Here is a 21,391-nt window from a genome sequence, read left to right on the forward strand (position 1 = left end):
CGAAGCGAAAGCCAATCCCTCCTTCTCCGCCATTTTCCAACAGCTGTTGAAACCGTCGTAAAACGCCTCCATACAGTGAAGGAGGGATGAGAACCCCAAGGGGTTCGACGAAAGGAGCGAAGCGACTGGAGATGGGGCATGCGCAGCATAAGTCCGCAGGACCTGAAGCGAAGCGAAAGCCAATCCCTCCTTCTCCTCTTGCCTAAACTCAATCCCGAGCCTCGCATGAGGCCACAACCAGCGAGGCATTAGTCAAGCAACTGGCCTACTTCCCTAAAACACGAGCGGCATGAACCACTCGGAGAGAATCACCAGCAAGACAATGGAAAGGCAATTCAAGGTGATGCCCGCTTTGACCATGTCGGAAATGCGAAGCTCGCCGGTGGCGAAAACGACCGCGTTAGGCGGTGTGGCCACCGGCAACATGAAAGCGCAGCTGGCCGCCAAGGCAGCAGGAACCGCCAGCATGGTTGGACTCCCGCCTAGGGTGACCGCCACCGGCCCCATCAATGGCAACAAGCCCGCCGTGGTCGCGGTGTTGCTGGTAACCTCCGTCAGGAAGACGACAGTCACGACGACCACAGCCACCAGCCAAATCTTGTCCACTCCCTCGAGCCCCGCAAACTTTTGCCCGAGAAACTCGGCGAGACCAGAGCCTTTCATCAAGGCCGCCAACGCAAGTCCGCCACCGAACAAAACTAAGACCCCCCAAGGCAGCTTTTCCGCATGCGTCCACTCCAGCAGTCGACCGCCTCCTGGCTCCAAGGGAAAAATGAATAGCAAGAGCGCTGCAATGATTGCGATCCCAGTATCCGAAAGATCGAGGCCCGTGACCTCCACAAACCAGGGACGGATCATCCACATGACGGCCGCGGTAGAGAACACAGCGAGGACCGTTAGCTCTCCTTGACTCATCCTGCCCATCCCCCGCAGGCGAGCGAGAACCACTTCGCGCACCTGTTCGTTCCCCTCCTCGCTGACGCATTTCCGCGTCAATAGAAACCAAGTCGCAATCAACAGGGCAATGCTCCACGGCACACCAATGAGCATCCATTGGCCGAATCCGACCACAATCCCGTAGTTCGTTTCCAAGTACGCCGCAAGCAAAGCGTTCGGAGGCGTCCCTATGAGAGTCGCCATGCCGCCGATACTGGCGCTGTAGGCTACCCCCAACAACATTATCCGCCCGATAGATGCCCCCGCTCCCTTCGAAGCATTTTCCTTAAGCACACTAGCCGTTGAGGCGGCGATAGGCAGCATCATGACCGCTGTCGCTGTATTCGACATCCACATACTGAGGAAAGCGGTCACGAACATCACGCCACCGATCTGGGCCTTCAGGTTGGTTCCGGCCATGGAAACGACCTTGCATGCGATTCGTTGATGCAGTCCGGTCCGCTCCATTCCGATTGACAGCACGAAGCCCCCTAGGAAGAGGAAAATGAGAGGATGGGCGTAGGCGGAGGACACTTCCTTGATCGAGACGATCCCGAGCAATGGAGCTATCGCCAGCGGCAAGAAGGCGGTCGCCGCCAAGGGTATGCACTCGGTCATCCACCAGATCGCCATCATCGCCCCCAAGCCCAGAGTCTGAAAGCCTTTTTGCGAGAGATCCGGCGACGGAGAGTCGAAAAACAAAGTGGCTGCGAAAACGAGAATGCCGGCTAGGAAACCGGCGCGCTTGACGGAGATTTTCATCGGGGATCAGGGCTAGAGAGGGCTTGAAAAAACGATTGGATACGGGAGGCAGCGGCGCAGCTCGGCCGAGCAGCAAATCGCTAGACAGTCAGACCGAAAAGCAATGAGCCAACTCGAATTCCGAAGCTCGCTGAGCAAAGCCAGAGAGTCGAGCGTTATTGGATTCAGAGCACGACGCCCTTTATGCTTAACTAGTCAAGCGGAGCAATTTCGTAGTCACTCGGACTCACCCAGCCCGTGTCCTCCGACCCAAACTCTCCTTCCATGAAACGCTCGTAGAAATTCCAGGCCTTCTCCTCCGAGTAGCCGTATGAATCGAACACCTCGCCTTCGCCAAACATGCGGGGATCGCCCTGCTCCCGCAAGAGCGACTCCATCCTCTCCCTGAGCCCCTGCCGCAAGGCGTCAAAGCTCGCTTCACCCTGCAAGTTGAGCAGACACTCGGGATCCAAGCGTACATCGTAAAGCTCTTCTTCTACCTTGCGCTTGCCAAACGAAAGCGTCCAGTAGGAGCGGTCCACCTGCGAACGAAACAGTTCCAAGATAGTCGTTTTCGTCGGCGACCCATCTACGTCAAGGTAGCCCAGCTCAGGATTTCCCGCCGGCCACCGATCAATCGCATAATTGCGCAAAAACAAGTGGCCGTCGCTCACGATACCGCGAACGGGATACCCTTGGTTCTGCGGCCGCGAATAGTCATGGCGTTCCTTGCCGATTAAGACGTAGTTACGATCTGGATTCACCTGACCGGAACGTTCGGAAGCGAAGATGTCGGTCAAGCTGCGACCGGGAGACGGACTCATTCCGGAATTCTCAAAAGGGATTCCCGCAAGCTCGAGAAAAGTGGGAGCGAAGTCGATAAAGCTCACGTAGTCTTCGATCCTTCGACCCGAACTAGGAATACCTTGCGGCCACATTACGGCGAGCGGCATATGGATGGAGTACTCGTACTTCTGGGCCTTGGCTCGCGGGAAAGGCATACCATTGTCCGAAGTGACAAGTACGACCGTATTCTCCAGCAATCCTCGCCGCTCCAAGGCTTCAAGCATAAGCCCCAAGTGCCTATCAGCATGCTCGATCTCGAACGCGTAATCGAGCATGTCGTTTCTCACCTTGTCGTTATCGGGCCAAAAACGCGGAACCGTCTCTATCGCTTCCAAGGACTTCCCTCCACGATGGCGACCACTACCGTATTCATATTTTCGATGCGGCTCATGGGCCCCAAACCAAAAGAACCAAGGCGTCCCCTCGCCCAGAGCGTCCAAGAAGGACTCGAAGTTAGCTGCGTAGTCCTTGCCGGAAATTCCATGGCTTGGAGCAGCCTCCAAGTTCAGCTTGTTGTAGCTCTCCCCAATCAGCTTGCGGACCTTTCCATCGACTTCACCTGGATTTCCCGGCCCCCAACCTTTCCCCGTTTTTCCCGTCGCATAGCCTGCGTCTCGCAACGCTTCGGGAAAGGTTTTGAACGTCGCCGGAAAGTTGACCACGTGATTGGCAGCCTCCTCCAATTGCCAAGAGTTCCGACCGGTCAATATGGACGACCGTGACGGGGCGCACTTGGCATTGGGCGTGTACGCGTTTTGGAAGAGCAAGCCTTCTCGGGCGACTCGATCAAATGCCGGCGTATCCACCCATGTACATCCGTAGGCGCCAAAATGTGGATACGAAGCATCGTCTAAGATACAGAACAATATGTTCGGCCTCGCCTCCCACGAATTCTCATTGTCCACCTCAGCTGAAGCATGTGCTAACGAAAGGCCTAGCGACATCAACCAAGCCCCAATTCGCACAGCTCCCCACCCCAGCCATCGATTCGCAAGCAATTCCATACCCTCCTCCCTAGCTCGCCCTTCAACTTTTGCAAGAGCCCAAGAAGCGTTGAGCCCTTGCAGCCCGCTGACGGGAAATTTATCTGCGCAGAGCTAGGGCGGCGTGTTAACGAACAACCTCAACGCGAAGGACCAAGCCACTTCTCGACGCGGGCTTTTTGCTTTTCGGTCAAATCCTTGCGGAGGCGCAAACGCCACGTCTCGGTCGGTTCCTCCCCGAGCCTGGCCTTCAATGTCTTCAAGAGTCCCCGGCGCGCCACTAGCAATTCCACTTCGGCGCCCGCCCCCAACAGGGCGCAAATTCGCTTCAGCTGCCTAGCGTCTACACGGTTTCCATTGATTGCGATGATCTCGTCGTCCACGCAAAGCCCCGCCTCCGACGCCGGGGTATCGCTCGGAACGGAAGTCACCGACAACGCCCCTTCGCTTTCCTTTGTCGACGCGCCTAACCATCCTTTGGGCCGATCCTCAGGCTCTCCCTCGACTGGAAAGTATCCGGAATTCACTGACGTTTTCGGTTCTTCGAACTCCAGTCCAAACCAGTCGAGGGCTGGCTGGTAGTCGAATGCCCCCGGTTCGCGAACCAGCTCGTTAAACCACTCACCCAAATCGTCTCCCGCCACCTCGCTGGCAAGTTCGATGAACTCGCTTTCCGTGTAGCCATGTTCGCCGCTGAAACGTTCATAGGCGAGCCGCAACACGTCGTCGAGCGAGACCCGGCCGTCGCTTCTTCTCTGGATTTCTGCGTCTATCAGAAAGCCCGCCACCGCGCCCCCAGAATAATAGCTAAAGAGGGTATTGACCGAGTTTTCGTCGCGTCGATAGGCCTTGATCCAAGCATCGTAAGAGGAGTCGCTCAACGACTGTACCAAGCGGCCAGGAGTGCGCTGCGTCCCGGCAATCGATCCGCTCAGCGCTCCTAAATATTGATCGTGAGTATTGTAACCCGCTCTGGCGAGCAGCACATGCTGGTAGTAGCTGGTGATGCCTTCCACGATCCAAAGCGACGGAGTGTAGTTCTCATGCTCGTACTCGAAGGGACCGAGCTCGACCGGCCGCAGGCGCTTGCCATTCCAAACGTGGAAAAACTCGTGGCTTACCAAAGAAAGCCAAGACCGGATCCCTCCTCGGTTTTTGGAGTACCAGCGATCCGCCGTCATCACCATGGATTGGCGATGTTCCAATCCGCCTCTGGACCCGGTAAGGAAATTAAAAACGTAATAAGGTTTCGAATACGGTAGGCTTCCCCAGAAGTCTCTCTGAACCTCTATTACCCTTTGTACGTTGCGTGCAGCCCGAGCGTTTTCCCAAACAGTCCCGCCTCCCAGCGTGACGAGGTAGTGCTCCACTCCATCCACCTCGAAGCCATCCACCTGAGGTGAACCAGCGACGACCGGGCTGTCGACCAAAGTGTCGAAATCGGGCGAACGGTACAGGTTGCGCGCTCCTGCCGGAGGAAGCGGCGAACAGCTCCGCTGCCAGCCATCCGGCAATACAAGCTTCACTTCGTAGGGACGCTGGAAGTCATCCACTACCGAGAGGTAAGTAGGCGCTCCGTTGATCACCGCAAACTCGGCTTCCACCCAATTCGACCTAACGTTGATCTCTCGACAATAGAGCCGGTAGCGTACCTCGATGCGCTTGCTGTCGCCAGCTGCTATGCTCCAGCGGTTTTTGTTGAGCTTCTTCGCCTCCAGCTCGCGGCCTTCTCCGTCGCTGGCTTCCAAGGAAATGATATTGCGCGAGTATTCGCGTACCAAATACGAACCAGGCGTCCAAACTGGCATAAACAACTGCACCTCTCCGGGCTCTTCCAACGGAATCTCAGCCCTTACGTCCATGTAGTGGTTCTTCGCGTCGCCAAATTCCAGCGTGTAACGAATCGCCTCCCGCTCCGCCAAAACAATCGAGGGCACAGAGATGCCAACCACCCAAAGCAAGATTACGCAAACTCTCATCATGCAAAAACCATGCAGCTTCGCTGTCCTAGGAGCGAGACTTTGCCTGTTTATCGTAAAACGCAACCGCTGTCATTCGCCTCGAGCACGGCGATTTCGGAGAAATTGACCGGGTGTTTCACCTGCCCGTTTCTTGAAAACACGATAGAAATAGGCTGGGTCATTGAAACCAGACTCATAGCAAGCATACAAGATGTGTCCGGTTTCCAGGAGGCGCTGGCTCGCATACTCGACCCGCTTGCCAAGCAAGTATTGGTTGAACGATTCACCCGATTGACGCTTGAACAAGTCGGTAAAGCGACGAGGCGAAAGCTGGCATTGAGACGCCATTTCTTCGATTCGCAATGGCAAATACGGGTGCTCATCGACGTACTCGATCGCAGCGGCAACTGCCCTCTCGCTGCGATTTTCTCGATTTCGGCTAATCTCGCATTGCCCGCGACCAAACCGTACCAGCAACTCTCCGACCGTTGCCTGCATGGAGCTCAACCAACCGATTCGTTTCTGCCTATTCTCACGGAGAGCACTACGCATCAGCTCCACCATTAAAGCTTCGTGAAAACTGGAACGGGGACGCAGAGGGGCACCTATATCATTCTCCTGAATTGCCGTATTCCACAATTCTCCCCAATCCCTGCCTAGAGCTTCGAACCAAGGTTCTTCAAGACAGATGATCACAAGCGTTAAGGGTTCTTTTCGGTCGTCTACAAAGCGGTGTGACCACCCCGAGGGTAACAAGAGAAAGTCTCCCCTCTCGATTACATGGGATCTGCGTTCCCCAGCCAACAACCCCTTACCCACTGCTACCCAACAAATTTTGCGAAAAGGCCATACCCCCATCGCCATCTCAAAATCGACGTCATGGTGACTCTCAATGACCGCTACCCCCTCTCGCCCCAAGCTGACCTCTGCCGGTTTGAGACGTCGCTCCGAATTCATCTTACCACCCTCCATTGCCAGATAATACAATTCGTTTTGGTCGAGAGTTCCAAGAAATAATCTTCGTTTTCCGCTAAGCTTTTCAACATCCCCCGCAACGTCACCCCATCGCGCCTCCCTATCCTGAGAATGTCAGCCAAACCGCCCGGGATTCCCTACCTAAAATAAAAGAAGAAAAACCCAAAAAACACCAGTTTATGAATACAGGAAAGTTCCAAAGCCTAGAGCAAAAACTCCAAAACTACTCCAATCCCGTAGAAATGCTCCGCCACGCAAAAGTTGGCGGCTACGCATTCCCCTTTCCCGGAGAATACACGAACTGGCGCGACGAGCAGGAAGCCTGGACCAAGAGCGTCGTCATCTTCGACCAGTCCTTCCACATGACCGACGTCTACTTCGAGGGGCCTGACGTCAAACGGCTCATATCGGACCTCGGAGTCAACACCATGAAAAACTTCGGGGCGAACAAAGCCAAGCAGCTCGTCACTTGCACTCCGGAAGGCAACGTTATCGGAGACGCCATCTTGTTTGGCCATACCGACGAGAAAATCAGCGTAGTTGGACGGCCTTCCGTTCCCAACTGGGTCGACTTCAATGCCCGGACCGGAAACTACGACGTCGAAATCACCCGTGACGAGCGCACCGTCAGCAACGCGGCGGACCGATTGATCTATCGCTACCAGATTCAGGGTCCAAACGCCTTGGACCTCATCGCCAAAGCCAGCGGCAGCCCGCTTCCTGACATCAAGTTCTTCAACTTGGGTGACATCAAGATCGCCGGCAAAAACGTTCGCGCCTTGAACCACAGCATGTCTCGCTCGAAAGGGCTCGAATTGCACGGCCCGATCGAGGATCGCGAAGCTGTGCTGGAGGCCATCCTTGCGGTAGGCGAAGAGTTCGGACTGCGCCGTGGTGGCAGCCGGTCCTACTCCACCGTCTCGCCAGAAAGCGGTTGGATTCCCTCCCCCATGCCCGCGATCTACTCTGGAGATTCCATGAAGCCTTACCGCGAATGGCTCTCCGCCTCCGGCTTCGAGGCAAACGCCTCCCTAGGTGGCAGCTTCTACTCGTCCAACATCGAGGACTACTACCAGACGCCATGGGATCTTGGATACGGACGCCACGTCAAGTTCGATCACGACTTCATAGGTCGCGAAGCGCTGGAGAAAAAAGCGGAGATGCCGCACCGCCAAAAGGTTTGGCTGCAGTGGAACGACGAAGACGTCATGCGCGTTTTCGCCAGCCAGCTTGGCGACGGCGACCGCTTCAAATACATGGAAACGCCGAACGCCTACTATTCCATCCTCCCATTCGACAAAATTCTGCTCGGCGACCAAATGGTCGGGCTCTCTACCTACACTGTATTCACAGCAAACGTACGCCATTGGTTCTCCCTTGCCATGGTTGACGAGGCGGTCGTGGAGGATGGCAAGGAGGTTCGCGTCGTTTGGGGAGAAGAAGATGGCGGCTCGAACAAACCTATCGTCGAACCGCACGTGCAAACTGAAATCCGCGCCACGATAAGCACCAAACGCCTCAATGAGCGATCCTGAGAAAGTAAGCTTTCGCCTCGTTGCGAGCTGCCCCGATCAAGCTGGAATCGTGGCGAAGGTTTCGGTCTTCATCGCGTCTCGCAACGCCTCCATCGTGGAGGCGGGCCAGTACGAAGACCCACGCACGCGCACCTTCTTCATGCGCTACGTCGTCAGCGCGCTGGACCACGACTTCTCGCTTGCCGCGTTTTCCTCAGAATTCGAACCAGTCGCTAAGTCGCTGCAGATGCAATGGCGGATCGCCAACGCGTCTGAAAAGCAACGAGCGGTCATTCTCGTCAGCAAGTTCGACCATTGCCTCGCCTACCTGCTACATCGCTGGAGGGTCGGCGACCTCCCCTTCGAACTGCCCTGCGTGATTTCCAACCACGATTCCCTGCGCAATCTGGTCGAGTGGTACGACGTGCCCTTCCACCACATCCCGATCGACAAGGCGAACAAACAAGCTGGTTTCCAGGCCACTGCCGACAAGATCGAGGAAGCTGGCCCTGACGTCATCGTACTCGCTCGCTACATGCAGATCTTCCCCCCTTGGCTCTGCTCAAAGTATCGCCATCGAGTCATAAACATTCACCACAGCTTCCTTCCCTCGTTTGTTGGGGCGAGGCCCTACCACCAAGCCGAGAAGCGAGGCGTCAAGCTAATCGGCGCCACCTGCCATTACGTAACCGAGGAGTTAGATGCCGGCCCTATCATCGAACAGGATATCGTTCGCATCAAACACAACGACACCATTGCGGACATGATGCGGCAGGGCAAGGACGTGGAAAACCGCGTATTGTCAATAGGACTACGCTACCACTTGGAAGACCGAATTCTCGTCCAAGGAAACAAAACAATCGTATTCGACTAAGCAACACAGCCTTTCAGCCAATGCAGCATCATAACAACTTCTCGCAGCCGGAGTGGACACTGGAGATCGTTCCCTCTCACGCGGATCGAGTAACGATCTTCAAGGATATTGTACGCGAAATATTCGTGACCATGATACCGGGAAGCTCAACTCTCGACAGTATCGAGGCTCTGGAAATCGTGAAAGATGCGGGTTTCACACCCGTACCACACATAGCGGCACGAAATTTCGAAAGCGAGGCGGAGCTAAAGTGCTTTCTCGCCAAAACCAAGGAACTGGGCATTCGCAAGGTACTTCTTCTCGCGGGAGGACAAGCCAGAGCGGAGGGTCCTTTCTCGGAAGCCTTGGACATCATCAAGCATCCTAGCTTTGCCACGAGCGGCATCCAAACCGCCTGCATCGCCGGACATCCGGAGGGAAACCCGGAAGATCCAAACTGCTGGAAAAACCTAGAAAAGAAGGTTCAACGACTTCGCGTGATGGGAATCGACACCGAAATCGTCACCCAATGGAGTTTCTCTCCAGAAAGTGTTTCCAACTTCCTTGCAGCGCTCAAGGCGAGGGGTATAGAGGCTCCTGTCCGGGTCGGAGTCGCCGGTCCAGCATCGCTCAAAACGCTGATCAAGTACGCAAAGGTTTGCGGGGTAAACGCAGCGACAACGGTGATGAAGAAACAAGGTTTCAATATGGCCCGTCTTCTCGTATCCAACAACCCAAACAAGTTCGTTTCCAAGGTGCACGGGTCTCACCTCTTTCACCTCTATCCATTCGGTGGATTGCAAAAATGCGCGACTTGGTTAGAAAATGAGGTAGCGGGCGTCAATGCCTAGCCCCGAACAGGACGACCCAGTTCAACTGAAAAAAAACGACCTCAAGACAAAATGCCAAGCGAACTCCAAAAAATCCCTAGCCAACCAGAGATCCTCACCACCACCGTCGGATCTTATAGCCCGATTGACTGGCTTGCCGCCCTCCCCAGCGAGCAGGCGGTGCTGGACGCTACCGCGGTCGTCATCCATACCCAACAGTCATGCGGCATCGACCTGCCGACCGACGGCGAACTCTATCGATTCGACGTCAACCACCCCGATACCAACGGGATGATCGAGTACTTCATTTCACGTATCGGCGGTATCGATACACAAGTAGGCATCTCCGATTCGAAAGCCTTTCGGAAAAAGAAGGAAATGGGATTCCGGCGCAAACCAGCAGGAGTCGTACGTGGCCCGCTCAACGAAGGTTCGCTGGACTTGGAGGAAGCCTGCGCCCGGTCCGCCTCCGTAGCCAACGGCCCGCTCAAGTTTACCTTGACCAGCCCCTATATGCTCGCCCGCACCTTGCTGGACACGCACTACGGAAGTCTCGAAGACCTCACCCTTGCCATCGCCGACACCTTGGCGGAGCAGGTGTCCGAACTGCCTTGCGCCTGCGTGCAAGTCGACGAAGCCAACATTCCGGGCAGTCCGGAAAACGCGCCGCTGGCCCAGGAAGCGATCAACCGGATCCTTCGCAAAGTGAATGCGGAGCGAGCCGTCCATTTCTGCTTTGGAAACTATGGCGGCCAATCGATACAAGCAGGCGGCTGGAAAGCGCTGACTGACTTCTTGAACGGGCTCGAAACCGACCACCTCGTCCTCGAGCTAGCCCATCGACCCAAGAGTGACTTGTTGGCGCTCAAGGAAATCGACCCTAAAATAAAACTAGGACTCGGTGTCATCGACATTAAGGTAAACCATGTCGAAACCGCTGACCAAGTGGCTGCCCGCATCGAGGAAGCTGCCAAGGTCGTCGGCGCTGACCGTATCGGCTGGGTTCACCCGGACTGCGGATTTTGGATGCTCAAGCGCTCGATTGCCGACCGCAAGCTAGAGGCACTCGTGCAAGGTCGCGACAAGTTCCTCGGACGCTAGAGCTAGGACCGCGACAGCTGCGAGAAAGGCTCGTCACCGCAAACAGTCATAGCCCTATGCTTGGTATCGGTTTCCTCAACCTTGTCGTTCTCATCGCGTACCTGCTGGGCGTAACGCTTCTTGGAACGCTCTCCATGAGGAAAATCAAGGGCATGAGCGACTTCATCATGCCGCGGCGCTTCGGCAAGTGGATGATGACCATGCATGCCTTCGGCTCGGGAACTCACTCGGACCAAGCCGTAAGCGTCGCCTCCAAGACCTACACCAACGGGCTCTCGGGAATCTGGTACCAGTGGCTCTACCTTTTCGGCACGCCCTTCTACTGGCTGATCGCCCCCATGATGCGGCGCTTTCGGGCCCTCACCACCGCAGACATCTTCGAACTCCGCTACAATCGTAGCGTGGCCATGCTCTATTCCGTAATCAGTATTGGAATGATGGTGACAACGATCGGCTTGATGCTCAAAGGCTCCGGAGCCGTCATCTCAGGAGCGAGCGGAGGCGTTATTTCCCCGAATATTGCCATCATCCTGATGACGGTGCTCTTTGTTGGATACGGTACCGCTGGAGGCTTGGGGGGAGCGATCGTGACCGATTTCGTGCAAGGAATCATGACGATCATCTTCTCCTTCCTGCTGCTCCCCTTCGTGCTCAGCGCTACTGGCGGCATGCAGGGCGTTCGCCAAACCGTAGCCGACCCGCAGGTATTCTCGCTCGTCGCCCCCAGCGAAATCGGATTCTTTTACATCGTTGCCATCGCCATAAACGGTCTGATCGGTATCGTTACCCAGCCCCACATACTCTCCAGCTGCGCCGCCGGAAAAACCGAACGCGAGGGTCAGTTCGGTTTCGTGGTCGGCAGCTTCACCAAACGCTTCTGCACCGTAGCTTGGTGCCTGACCGGTCTGGCAGGCATCGCCTACTACGCAGGACAGGACATCGACCCCGACCACCTCTATGGCATGCTCTCCCGCGAGTTTTTTCCTGAAATCATGCCCGGACTTCTGGGCTTGTTCATCGCCACCCTCCTAGCCTCCGTCATGAGCTCCTGCGATTCCTTCATGATCTCCGCCTCGGCCCTATTCACTGAAAACATCTACAAGCCGCTGCGTTCCAAGAAGAGCGACCGTCACTACCTATGGGCAGCCCGCGCCATGTCGGTGGTGGTCGTGCTGCTTGGCGTGCTCTACGCGTATTCACTATCCGGAGTCATAGAAGGACTCGAGTTCCTCTGGAAAATCGGGCCGATGATGGGAATCGCCTTTTGGCTCGGCCTCTTCTGGCGACGGACTACCTCGGCCGCAGCCTGGGCCTCCACCCTTACCGCCCTCATGGTGTGGTGGCTGAGTTCCCAGCCATTCTTTGCCTCGTGGCTCGCCCACTTCGACTTCGCTCGCAGTTGGCGCATCGTAGTCGAAACGCAGGGAACAACTGAAATCTACCTGCCCTGGCAGATGACCGCCTATCTCAGCCTTGGATTCCTAGTCGGCATCGCAACCAGTTTCTGCACACAGAGAACTGCTGCCGAGAAGCTGGACCGCTACTACGCCCTGCAGCGCACTCCGGTACTCGAGCAAGAGGACAATAGCGCCTTACCCTGCACCCTCCCAGAGGGAACCCAACCGCTCCCCCGCAAAACGCTTTTTCCAAACACGGAACTGGAACTCTCCCTCCCCAGCAAACGCTCTCTCGTAGGATTTGCCGCAGGCTGGCTCTGTGTTGCCGCCATCATCCTCAGCCTCTACTGGATCGCAGCCGCCTGAACAATCTTTGCCCCTTGGGGCACAAGCTTTAATTCCCCTACAGCTTCAGCAACGATGCTGAATCCAAGTCCAAGAAGAGCCGAGCGTTGGGGTGTTGGCGACAGAGCGTGGCCGGACAGTGTCCTCCGATTGGCCCCTCCACCGCTGCTTTTACTGCCGCGGCTTTCGTCTTGGCTGGTATCACCCCACTCAATACACCTGCTGTCGAAAAAACCTTCAGAGTTAAGGTGATCGCATGCGTTGGCACCTCATCGATGCTCGCAAAACAACCATCGTTGACCTGTTGCTGGCGACAGGTTTGGTCAAGCTGGACCACTTTGGCCCACTGTTGCTCCGAAAAATCGGCTGGGGGATCGTTGAAGGCGAGGTGCCCGTTTTCGCCAAACCCAAGGCAAACAAGGTCGATTGGAGCTTCACCCAGCAAGCCGTTCAATCGTTCGCACTCCGCCTTAGCATCCGGAGTTTCACCTCGAATCTCGTGAAATGCCTTCACGGATACATGCTTCAGAAAATGCTCGTACTGGTAGTTGCGAAAGCTCTGATCGTGGCTCGCCGACAATCCGATATACTCGTCCATGTGAAATACAACGACTCGTCCCCAGTCCACTTTGTCGCGGTTGGCAGCGCTCGTCAGGGCCGCAAAGAACTCGTCCTGCGAGGGAGCGCTGCCCACCACGATTCGCACCTCTTCCTTCGTCTTTAGCAAGCTCTCCAACGTGTCCGTCACGTAGGCAGCTGCGGCTCCGCCCATTCCGGGCCGTGATGGGTAGACCCCCACCTTTAAGCTGCCGCTTTTCACTTCCTTGATCGGTTTCTCAACTGTCATCGTTTTTCAGTTCCCTGTTTCTTCCAAAGTGATTCCGAAGTGAGCGGCGGGAGCCGTCGCGCATTGGGCAAGAGCCTCGCTTTCTTCGAGTTCGAGCCAATTCAACACGTTACGGAAAGCCCTGTCCATCGTCAGCGAGGAACCAGCAAAGCGACCGTCTCCCGGCAAGTGCACCACCCCATCTTCGCCTACTTCCAAATCGTAACCAGCGAGAGGATACACGCCGGGAGGCGATCCCGCTGCTGACATGCAATCAGTAGTGAAAAAGACCTTCCCTAGAGGTTTCGCCCGGTAAAAATTCTGAAGAACGAAGCGAGGCAAATGGATTCCGTCCGGAATCAAGCAGGCTATCAATTCGTCGCGAGCGAGCAGTCGCTGAACCACGTTGTCATGACGATGCATCTCCAGCGGAACCGCGTTTCCCAAATGGGTGGCCAGAGTCGCTCCTGCCTGAATCGCACGATCGATATCGGATTCCGAAGCGTTGGTATGTCCCAGTCCAATACGAACGCCCCTAGCCGCAGCTAAGGCAACGACCTCTTCGGATCCTCTCCGTTCCGGAGCTAAAGTCACCAGTTTCAACTTGCCTCCTGACGCATCGTAGAGACGCAGAAAGTCTGCAGCCTTGGGATCGCATGCTAGCTCCCTCGAATGAGCTCCGTGATAGCCAGTCTCGCAGGAAATCCAAGGTCCTTCGAGATGATACCCCTTCACAACCGCGGCGATACTTGGATCGCGGTTTCGCAAGCGTTCGAAATTCTCCAGCTTCCAACAAAGGCTGTCGATGCTGTCGGTGATCAAGGTTGCCAGAATTCCTACCGTATCATGCCTCTGCAAAGCCTCCACGACATGCAAAAGCTGCGGCAACTCTAAATCCGGGGATTGAAAATCAACTCCCGCGAATCCATTTACCTGCAGATCAAAAAGCTTCTGTTTCGTTCGTGACATACAACACCTTCACGTTCTCCAAATCCGCAAACCTGCAGCGGCAACTAAACCGCTGCAGGAAAACGACTCCATTGATCTGTGAACAAAAAGAAAGAGCCTCCGAACTACTCGACCCCAATCACGCCGAGATCGTAAACGTAAGCTCCCATCAGACCTCCCTCATTCCAGTTGCGACCGAGATTATCGGAATGCACCGTGCCCTCCTCGAAGGTAGACACCCATAGGCGGCCCTTTTGCTGCGGGTCGAAAACCATGGAGGTGACATTTTGAGAGGGCAGCCCCTCTCCTCTCGCCCTCCACGTTTCGCCCCCGTCGTTGGAAACCCAAACACCGGTTCCCCAACCACCAGCCGCCATCCTCGAAGCGTCAAAGGGATCCACTGCGACCGCGTATATATTGTTATTCGCTAGAGCGGGAGCTGTCTGGCTCCACGTTTTTCCGTCATTGCGAGACAAATACACGCCTTCGCCTTCCGTACCAACAATCCAAAGATCCAGGTTCGCCTCGCTGCGAGCCATACGCAGGATGACGGAACGAGGCGTGCTACGAACGCGCTTCCATGTATGAGCTCTATCGATACTTTGATAGACACCATCGGCTGTTCCCAACAAAACCCGTTTCGGATTCCGCTCGTCTACGACAACGGTGCGGGAAAACTTCTCCGCCAGACCTCGGTTGGCTGGCTTCCAGCTTTCGCCACCATCGTAGCTCACGCTCACGCCCCAGATCGAGGAGGCATAGATGTTGCGGCCGTCCTGCGGGTCGATCGCGATCTTGGTGAAGTCGCTTTCCCTCCAGCCCGAGGTCATCTTCCAGGTTTCTCCGCCGTCGAGGGAGCGGACAATTCCGTTTCCGCAGGCGAGAAAAATGCGCTCCGGATCCGCAGGGTCCGTCGTGATGCTGCTGATCATTTGGATCACCGGTCCGGTGCGTATCCAGTCGTCCGCCTCCCGATCATAGAGGAAGACTCCCGAGTCGGTTGGGATCGGGCTGGATTCCTGGGCCTTCGTCATGGCCAGGGCCGCAAAGATCTTGGTTTCCTCTGCCGACTGCCCCTGAACCGCAATGGCTACCGCAGCCAAACCGGTCGCTAGTTTGAGAATTGAGTGCTTCATTCTGCTGTTGAAATAGACGTTTCCGTAGTGAGGTTTTCGAAATCAAGCGTGTAGCGCTCCTGGCCAAAACGGATTTCCAAGCGCTCGCTCTCACGCTCCGCATACGAAAATGGCCCGTCGAACAGCTTCCACTCGCTGTGATCAACCGCCTTTCCGTTCACGGAAAGATGACCGCCATAGGTCGCAGAGAGCTTTTTTCCTGCCAGGTTGGTGAAAGTAACCTTTGGGGTTGGCTCCAAGGAATACACCATGGGAAGGGAACGAATCGCATTCTTGAACGCTTCATAAGATGAAAACTCCGATACCGGAGCCACCTCCAAAATGTAACCATTTTTCAACGACTCGCTTACCAAGCATTGGCTACCGCGAGCCAGTTCCTCGAAGTTCGTGCTGAACCATGCTCCGGCCCCGCTCTTGAGCAAACCGGTCCAGTCTACTTCTCGCCATTCTCCGGGAGCGAAAGGACGATAGGCCACGTACACAGCCCCGCCTTGTCCGAAGATCCACCCTGACTCGTCCTCAACCCGCTGCTTCAGGTCGCGGGAGAAAAGCGTGTGGATCAACGGGAAACGCGTTCCTTCCGGGATATCGTAAAGGGCGATCAAGGTCGATTCGTCCTGGAAGACATGCTCGTAAGGCGATCCTCCTTCCAATTTGTCTGGCGAGTCGTAATCGACTTTCGAACGGGCTATCAGGTCGGTCACCGTATCCCAGTACTCACCAAAATACATGGTTCCCTCAAGAGGCGAGGAGTACGGCTGCACGCCAAACATCGTATTCGTTTTTCCTGACGCATCCTCTTCTCGCCAGATCAAACTCCATGTCTGCTGCTGGATGGGCTGGAGCAAGCCTCCTTGGGAGGAACCGAGAATAAAGTCGGGGTGCACGTAACTGTATTTGTAGACGGGTGCGGTGCTTTTGCCGTCGATTTCGAAGGCATCTTCGCCCGCATGGCGTACCCGCCAGCGCGTGCGCTTGAGCTCCCGCTGCACATAGGCCTCGTCAGCCCGACCATGGGCAATGCGATACAAGATCGGAGGCGGCGTGTATCCGCTCAGGGCAATCAAGGTATTGCCTGCGTTGGGTCGATACTCGCCTTGATTGAAGAAAAGCCACCCGTGGGCCGCCCCCGCCGTCAAGGAAGGCTGGAGCAAGTAGCGGGGGTAGAGTCGGCTGTGGGCTCCTCCGTAAGCGCCCTCCAGGTTTTCCACCACATAGTCCAGCAGGATGTAGTCCATCATCATCTTGCCCTGCTGGCGAACCACCGGATCCTGAGCCCAGCCAGCAAGCAAGGCCATGGGCCGCGTGTACTCTTCGATGTAGTTGGGCGAATCGTATTCACCTTGCCCATACGAGGTCGTGATACGGATCCAATCGGTAATGTAGTCCTTGGCTTCCGCCATGTTTTCCTCCGAAGACTTTCCATTGTACCAAAACTCTGGTCCGGCATCGGGGAACATTTCGCAAGCGAGGTAGATACTCGCATAATACATGATCCAATGGTTCTCGGTATCGCCACGATACGGGAAGTAAGTTCGCCACAGCTCCCGGATGAATGCCCAATCGTCGTCGTTCAGGACGCCGCGGCCCGTCTCCATCATCAACACCATCGGGTGCATCCAAAACATAGCCCCTGTCGGGTTTTGGTTGGCTTCCCGGATGTGAGCCCGCGCCCATTCAATATTCGCGCCGCGGTGCAAATTGGCCGCTACTCGAAACATGCCTCCGCGCTTCGTGTTGCTGGTGTCGGTGCTTTCGACCTGCTGGTCGATCACGTATTCGCAACGCTCACGAAACTGGATAGCCAGCTCAGCGTCGCTGTAAAACGGCTCGGGCCCTTGCCCGTTCACTAAAGCCGGCAAAGCGACCACAGCCATCGCCACGGCTAACTTTCGTCTGATATTCATTATCCTGATACTCATGGGTTAAGTTGGCTCCAACATCTCTCGTTGGCTCTTCTATGGGGTAAAACAAATTTTGATCGCTTCCTGTTTTTGCAGCAACTCAATGCCTTTACGGTAATCGCTGAGTGGCATTGTGGCGCTAATCAAGGGGGCTAGCTTGAGGGAGCCTGACTTGATATGCTGCAATGCCCGCTCCGCCGCAAACCGATTCTGGTTGCCGTAGCCCACTAGGTGCAAGGCTCCACACCAGTGGAAAAAGCCAAATCGCACCTCCTCCCGCAATACGCCGAACAAGGCCACCACTTCGCGCGTTCGCTGCATCAGAAACTCTACCGAAACCGGCAAGCCCGTGCAATCGACCGCGAGCTCTAGTCGCTCCGGCTTAAATCGGTTATACGGAAAGCATTCGGGATCCCGAGGGTCCAAAACTCGGTCTGCACCTAGGCTCAGGGCTAGGTCTCGCCTGGCCTCCACCGGGTCGAAAGCCACAACCTCGCTGGCTCCATAGGCTTTGGCCAACTGCACCGCCAGCAGCCCGGCCGGCCCCAACCCGCTGACTCCGAATCGCTTTCCTTCGATCGGTGCGATGTTCAGGATCTGGTCAAAGGAAACTTGAATACACATGGCGAGCTCCAACGAAGCGATCTCCTCGATGCTCAAGTTTTTGGGTACCGCTATGAGATTCGCTGTATCCGCTATAACATACTCTGCATAACATCCGTCGCGGCCTGCCCCCTGGTCCTGCCAAAGGGCGACCCGGTCTCCCACTGCGAAGCCCTCGGCTCCCCCGCCGAGGCGTTCCACGATGCCCACCGCTTCGTGTCCTGGATGGCCGATCGCGGTCGGGTAATCGATAACCCCTCCCGGAACCATAGACTCGCCCCGCATGAGATGCATATCCCATTGCGGGCAAGTGGCCACCCCTTCAACTTTCAACAGAACTTGGCCCGGGCCGGGATCCGGAATGGGCGCCTCCACCCATTCGGGCTGTCCCGCCGCTTCGTAACGAATCGCTTTCATCCTTATTCGACTCCCCAATCTAAAATCACGCCCATCACCGGTTCGCTCTTGGTCTCGATCAACTTCCATGCTTCGGCTGCCTTATCGACTGGAAAACGGTGCGTGATGAGCGACAGCGTATCCAAAGTTCCATTCGCGACGAGCTCCATCGTTTCCGCCAAGCGTTCCGGCGTTGCTCCAGAGACGAGATCGATACAGAGTTCCTTGTAGCGTGGCGGCTGCAACTGCAGCTGGTCGTCTGGTCCGTAAAAGCCTGCCGAAACGAGATGAGCGAAGCGTCGCAAAAGGCCCTGCAACCTATCCATCAGCTCGATACTTCCTACCGTGTCGACCGCTACCTGAGCGCCCTCCGGGAAAAGCCTGGCCACTTCCTCGACCCACTTCCCTCCCGCTTCCAGCAGCGTGACGCCTTGCTTGAAGTAAGCGAGCCGATCCGCGTGCCGGCCGACCAAAACCACTTTCGCCCCGCGGGATGCAAGCATTTGGGCAGTCCACTGTCCCACCAGTCCATCGCCGACCACGATGGCTCCATCGCCGGGTTTCAAGCGCGGCCGAATGCCAGCGTTGTAGCCCACTTGCGTAAGCACCAGTCCGGAAAAGGCTAAGGGATCCACTCCTTCCGGAAGCTTCAGGACCGCCGCTCGCGGGCAAACGGAAGGCGAAACATGCCCGCCTCGCGGCTCGAACATCCCGTCGATTTTTCCGATGGAAGCAAAAACGCGGTCGCCTACCTTCAGGTCGTCCACCTGCGCGCCGACCCATTCCACGATGCCGACCTTCTGGTAACCGGCTACGATGGGAAAGGGATGCGGGTCGCCGGGCCGCCAGGGCGTATCGCCATCGACCCTTTCTCCCCGCAGGTAAGAGCCTTCCGTCCCGTTGCTGATCCAACTGTGCGTCACCCGCACCAGCACCTGATCCGCCGCCGGATCGGGACAGTCTACCTCTTGAAAAGAAACCGTGTTCCGGTCTGTGAATACAACAGCTTTAGCCTTCATTTCTTATTTCCACGGAAGGAACGTCGCCTCTCGTATCCAAAATCCCTGTCATTCCATTCGCCTCGAACCGCCAAAGCGAACCGGACTTCCGGGCCTTGAGTTCGGGGCGGTTTCCACTTCCGGACTGTTCCGCAACCAAGACCGTCAGGAGCTCGTGACGTCGAGCTGGCGCACTCTTGGCCGACACAAAAGGATAGTCTCCCAATTCATTCGGCTCTTCCAAGCTCACCCCTTCCACCAAATCTTCCCTGAAATCGAGCGTCCTCCCCGTTACCGACAAAGGAGTATTCGCAGCGAAGGCGCCGTACAAGATCGCTCCCGGCCGCTTCAGTTCGAAATTACCGCCCTTTCGCGACACTTCCGCTAGACCATCACGATTGTCGGGGAAGTAACGGGCCTCAATCGACTCCGCCGACTCGGCCAACTGTACTTGGTCTAGTACCACAACGACCGTCGGTTTGAGAAAAACCATAGTCCGCAAGACCTTGCGTACATTGTCATTGGCAAGTTGATACGCATGCGTCGCGTCGCTCGTCCACCAAACGTGGTCACCCTTGTCGGTGAAGGACAGGATCTTGGCTTCCGCCTTTCCGGCGTTTACCCCTTCCTCGCCTTCGTGGTACTGGTGTCCGCGACCGCCGATCAAAATCGCGTTGTGGGCCTTGGTCATGCGCAGCGTCCACTTCGGGTCGCGGCGGTCGTAGGCCGCGCCGAAGGGATCGTTGAGTAGACGTTCTCCGAAGGCCTTGAAAAGAAAGCTGTTGCGGTCCGCGTGTTCGTGATTCGCCGGATTTCCGCTGCGAAAGGCCAAGACTGCGTCCTCCGCGCCCCAGCCGCTCCGGCAAATGACCCAGTCCAAATCCGTACGGTAATTCTTCAGCTCGTCACGGGGCGGCTCGCTGCTGCGTCCGGGCCTGTACCAAAGAAAATCGAGGAAATAACCCGGAGCGGCGAAGTTTTCGGTCGCGTGCTGAGCGGCCTCGTTCCCTGCGCGTTCGCGTATCCAAGATCCGACACAGGGATGGATCGAAGCCGACGCGTCGCTGAAGTTAACGACGTCCGGCGTACCATCCGATTTCTTGCCAGCTTGCATTACGGCCACGTCGTCGATGATCCCCGACCAATTAGCAGCCTTGGCCCAATCGATATCGCCCATCAGGCGGTAGTGGGCCTCGCAGAATTGCAGCACCAGCCGCAAGGCGTAGGCCCCGTAACTCAGACCTTCCAAATAGCTACCATTGGGAGAAAACTCGCTTAGCACTTGGTAGGTGCTGTCCACCGCTGTATCCATCCATTGGTCACAACGAGAGTCACGCCCCCGCAGTGCGAGCGCTGCCAATCCCAATCCCATCGTCGAGGTGCCGCGCAAATTGGTGCGACCAAGAAAATACGGCCAGTTTTCCAAGCTGTATTCGTTGATAAAAGGGTGCTCGGGATCGTAGCGCCAGCCCGCGACTGATTCAGGCTGGTTCATGCCTAGGATCGTACGCTCGCATGGAATCGCTCCCTTTTCCGCCAACACCGACAAGAAGCCTTCGTTCAACTCGTCGCCAAAGGCGTCGCCCAAGGCTTCCCGGGCAAACAGCAGGCGCGAAACCGCCATCGCCGCCCGCATCAAACCAATATCCTCCTCGCCATCCATCAAGTAGTCCCACTTCGGCAAAGCGACCACCCGCTCGAAGCCGAACAAAAGCGCATCGCGTCCTTCTTCCGTCGGTTCCACGATGTAGACCACCGAGCAACGCTCGAAAGCGGCCCAAAAGTCGCGCAAGTCGTAGACGATATTGCCGGAGGCCTCGAACTTCTTCCAAGCATCTACCACGGATTGCGGTCCCTTAGAGGCCCACTCTTCGTACTTCGAGCCAAGGAGCGCCGTACGCGCGTTCCGACGAATCCGCGGGATGTCCTCTTTCTCGAAGAAAATGCGACCGGACTCCTTCCCTCGATTCAGGCCGCCCCAAACGGGAAACGGCGGCAAGCTCGCTCCAGCGAGTGCGATTCCGCCTACCTTGAGGGCGTCTCGTCTGTTCATCATCATCTTTGGGTGGTTCGGGGGGAAAGTTCAAAAGCTACCAGC

General features: G+C 56.3%; 16 protein-coding genes. 5 read left to right on the top strand and 11 right to left on the bottom strand.

Features of this window, described 5'->3' with window-relative positions:
- Positions 1-273: 273 nt before the first annotated feature.
- The 4 genes from IEN85_RS00005 to IEN85_RS00020 all read right to left on the bottom strand — a co-directional run bounded on the left by IEN85_RS00005 (position 274) and on the right by IEN85_RS00020 (position 6,454).
- Entirely contained in the window at positions 274-1,698 is a 1,425-nt protein-coding gene (locus tag IEN85_RS00005; RefSeq protein ID WP_191615007.1) for an SLC13 family permease, read from the bottom strand.
- 191 nt (positions 1,699-1,889) lie between these two features.
- Positions 1,890-3,389: a sulfatase family protein gene (locus tag IEN85_RS00010; protein WP_263597499.1), complete on the bottom strand. Its 1,500-nt coding sequence runs from the start codon at positions 3,387-3,389 to the stop codon at positions 1,890-1,892.
- A 257-nt stretch (positions 3,390-3,646) separates the two neighbouring features.
- The gene (locus IEN85_RS00015; protein WP_191615008.1) at positions 3,647-5,488 is read right to left on the bottom strand and encodes a M61 family metallopeptidase; all 1,842 of its coding nucleotides are present in this window, start codon (positions 5,486-5,488) and stop codon (positions 3,647-3,649) included.
- Between the two features lie 69 nt (positions 5,489-5,557).
- A complete protein-coding gene (locus IEN85_RS00020) occupies positions 5,558-6,454 on the bottom strand; it encodes an AraC family transcriptional regulator (protein WP_191615009.1) in 897 nt (298 codons plus the stop codon).
- Positions 6,455-6,621: 167 nt separating this feature from the next.
- On the opposite strand from IEN85_RS00020, the gene IEN85_RS00025 reads away from it, so the two are divergent.
- From IEN85_RS00025 to IEN85_RS00045, 5 genes are read left to right on the top strand one after another with little or no spacing between them, the layout of a single operon-like run.
- Complete coding sequence (locus tag IEN85_RS00025; protein ID WP_191615010.1) at positions 6,622-7,977, top strand: aminomethyl transferase family protein; 1,356 nt, start codon at positions 6,622-6,624, stop codon at positions 7,975-7,977.
- Positions 7,964-8,830 (top strand): formyltetrahydrofolate deformylase, encoded by an 867-nt coding sequence (gene purU / locus IEN85_RS00030; RefSeq protein ID WP_191615011.1) that lies wholly within the window; start codon positions 7,964-7,966, stop codon positions 8,828-8,830. The genes IEN85_RS00025 and purU overlap by 14 nt, the downstream gene beginning before the upstream one ends.
- Before the next feature lie 20 nt (positions 8,831-8,850).
- Positions 8,851-9,660, top strand: a complete 810-nt coding sequence (locus tag IEN85_RS00035) for a methylenetetrahydrofolate reductase (RefSeq protein WP_191615012.1) — start codon at positions 8,851-8,853, stop codon at positions 9,658-9,660.
- Positions 9,661-9,711: 51 nt separating this feature from the next.
- Entirely contained in the window at positions 9,712-10,740 is a 1,029-nt protein-coding gene (locus IEN85_RS00040; RefSeq protein WP_191615013.1) for a cobalamin-independent methionine synthase II family protein, read from the top strand.
- Positions 10,741-10,796: 56 nt separating this feature from the next.
- Positions 10,797-12,503 (top strand): sodium:solute symporter family protein, encoded by a 1,707-nt coding sequence (locus IEN85_RS00045; protein WP_191615014.1) that lies wholly within the window; start codon positions 10,797-10,799, stop codon positions 12,501-12,503.
- 37 nt (positions 12,504-12,540) lie between these two features.
- Here IEN85_RS00045 and IEN85_RS00050 read toward each other — a convergent pair whose 3' ends face one another.
- The 7 genes from IEN85_RS00050 to IEN85_RS00080 all read right to left on the bottom strand — a co-directional run bounded on the left by IEN85_RS00050 (position 12,541) and on the right by IEN85_RS00080 (position 21,352).
- Positions 12,541-13,329, bottom strand: a complete 789-nt coding sequence (locus IEN85_RS00050; RefSeq protein WP_191615015.1) for a 6-phosphogluconolactonase — start codon at positions 13,327-13,329, stop codon at positions 12,541-12,543.
- A 6-nt stretch (positions 13,330-13,335) separates the two neighbouring features.
- On the bottom strand, positions 13,336-14,277 hold the full coding sequence (locus tag IEN85_RS00055) for an N-acetylglucosamine-6-phosphate deacetylase (protein ID WP_191615016.1): 942 nt from the start codon (positions 14,275-14,277) through the stop codon (positions 13,336-13,338).
- A 104-nt stretch (positions 14,278-14,381) separates the two neighbouring features.
- Complete coding sequence (locus tag IEN85_RS00060; protein ID WP_191615017.1) at positions 14,382-15,392, bottom strand: WD40/YVTN/BNR-like repeat-containing protein; 1,011 nt, start codon at positions 15,390-15,392, stop codon at positions 14,382-14,384.
- On the bottom strand, positions 15,389-17,299 hold the full coding sequence (locus IEN85_RS00065; RefSeq protein ID WP_191615018.1) for a hypothetical protein: 1,911 nt from the start codon (positions 17,297-17,299) through the stop codon (positions 15,389-15,391). Before IEN85_RS00065 ends, IEN85_RS00060 begins: the two co-directional genes overlap by 4 nt.
- A 51-nt stretch (positions 17,300-17,350) precedes the next feature.
- Entirely contained in the window at positions 17,351-18,316 is a 966-nt protein-coding gene (locus IEN85_RS00070; RefSeq protein ID WP_191615019.1) for a zinc-dependent alcohol dehydrogenase, read from the bottom strand.
- A 2-nt stretch (positions 18,317-18,318) separates the two neighbouring features.
- Positions 18,319-19,314 (bottom strand): zinc-binding dehydrogenase, encoded by a 996-nt coding sequence (locus tag IEN85_RS00075; protein ID WP_191615020.1) that lies wholly within the window; start codon positions 19,312-19,314, stop codon positions 18,319-18,321.
- Positions 19,304-21,352 carry a heparinase II/III domain-containing protein gene (locus IEN85_RS00080; protein ID WP_191615021.1) on the bottom strand — a complete coding sequence of 683 codons (2,049 nt, stop codon included), beginning with the start codon at positions 21,350-21,352 and terminating at the stop codon, positions 19,304-19,306. Before IEN85_RS00080 ends, IEN85_RS00075 begins: the two co-directional genes overlap by 11 nt.
- Between the last annotated feature and the right edge of the window lie 39 nt (positions 21,353-21,391).

The organism is Pelagicoccus enzymogenes (assembly GCF_014803405.1).
Classification (GTDB): Bacteria; Verrucomicrobiota; Verrucomicrobiia; order Opitutales; family Opitutaceae; genus Pelagicoccus; species Pelagicoccus enzymogenes.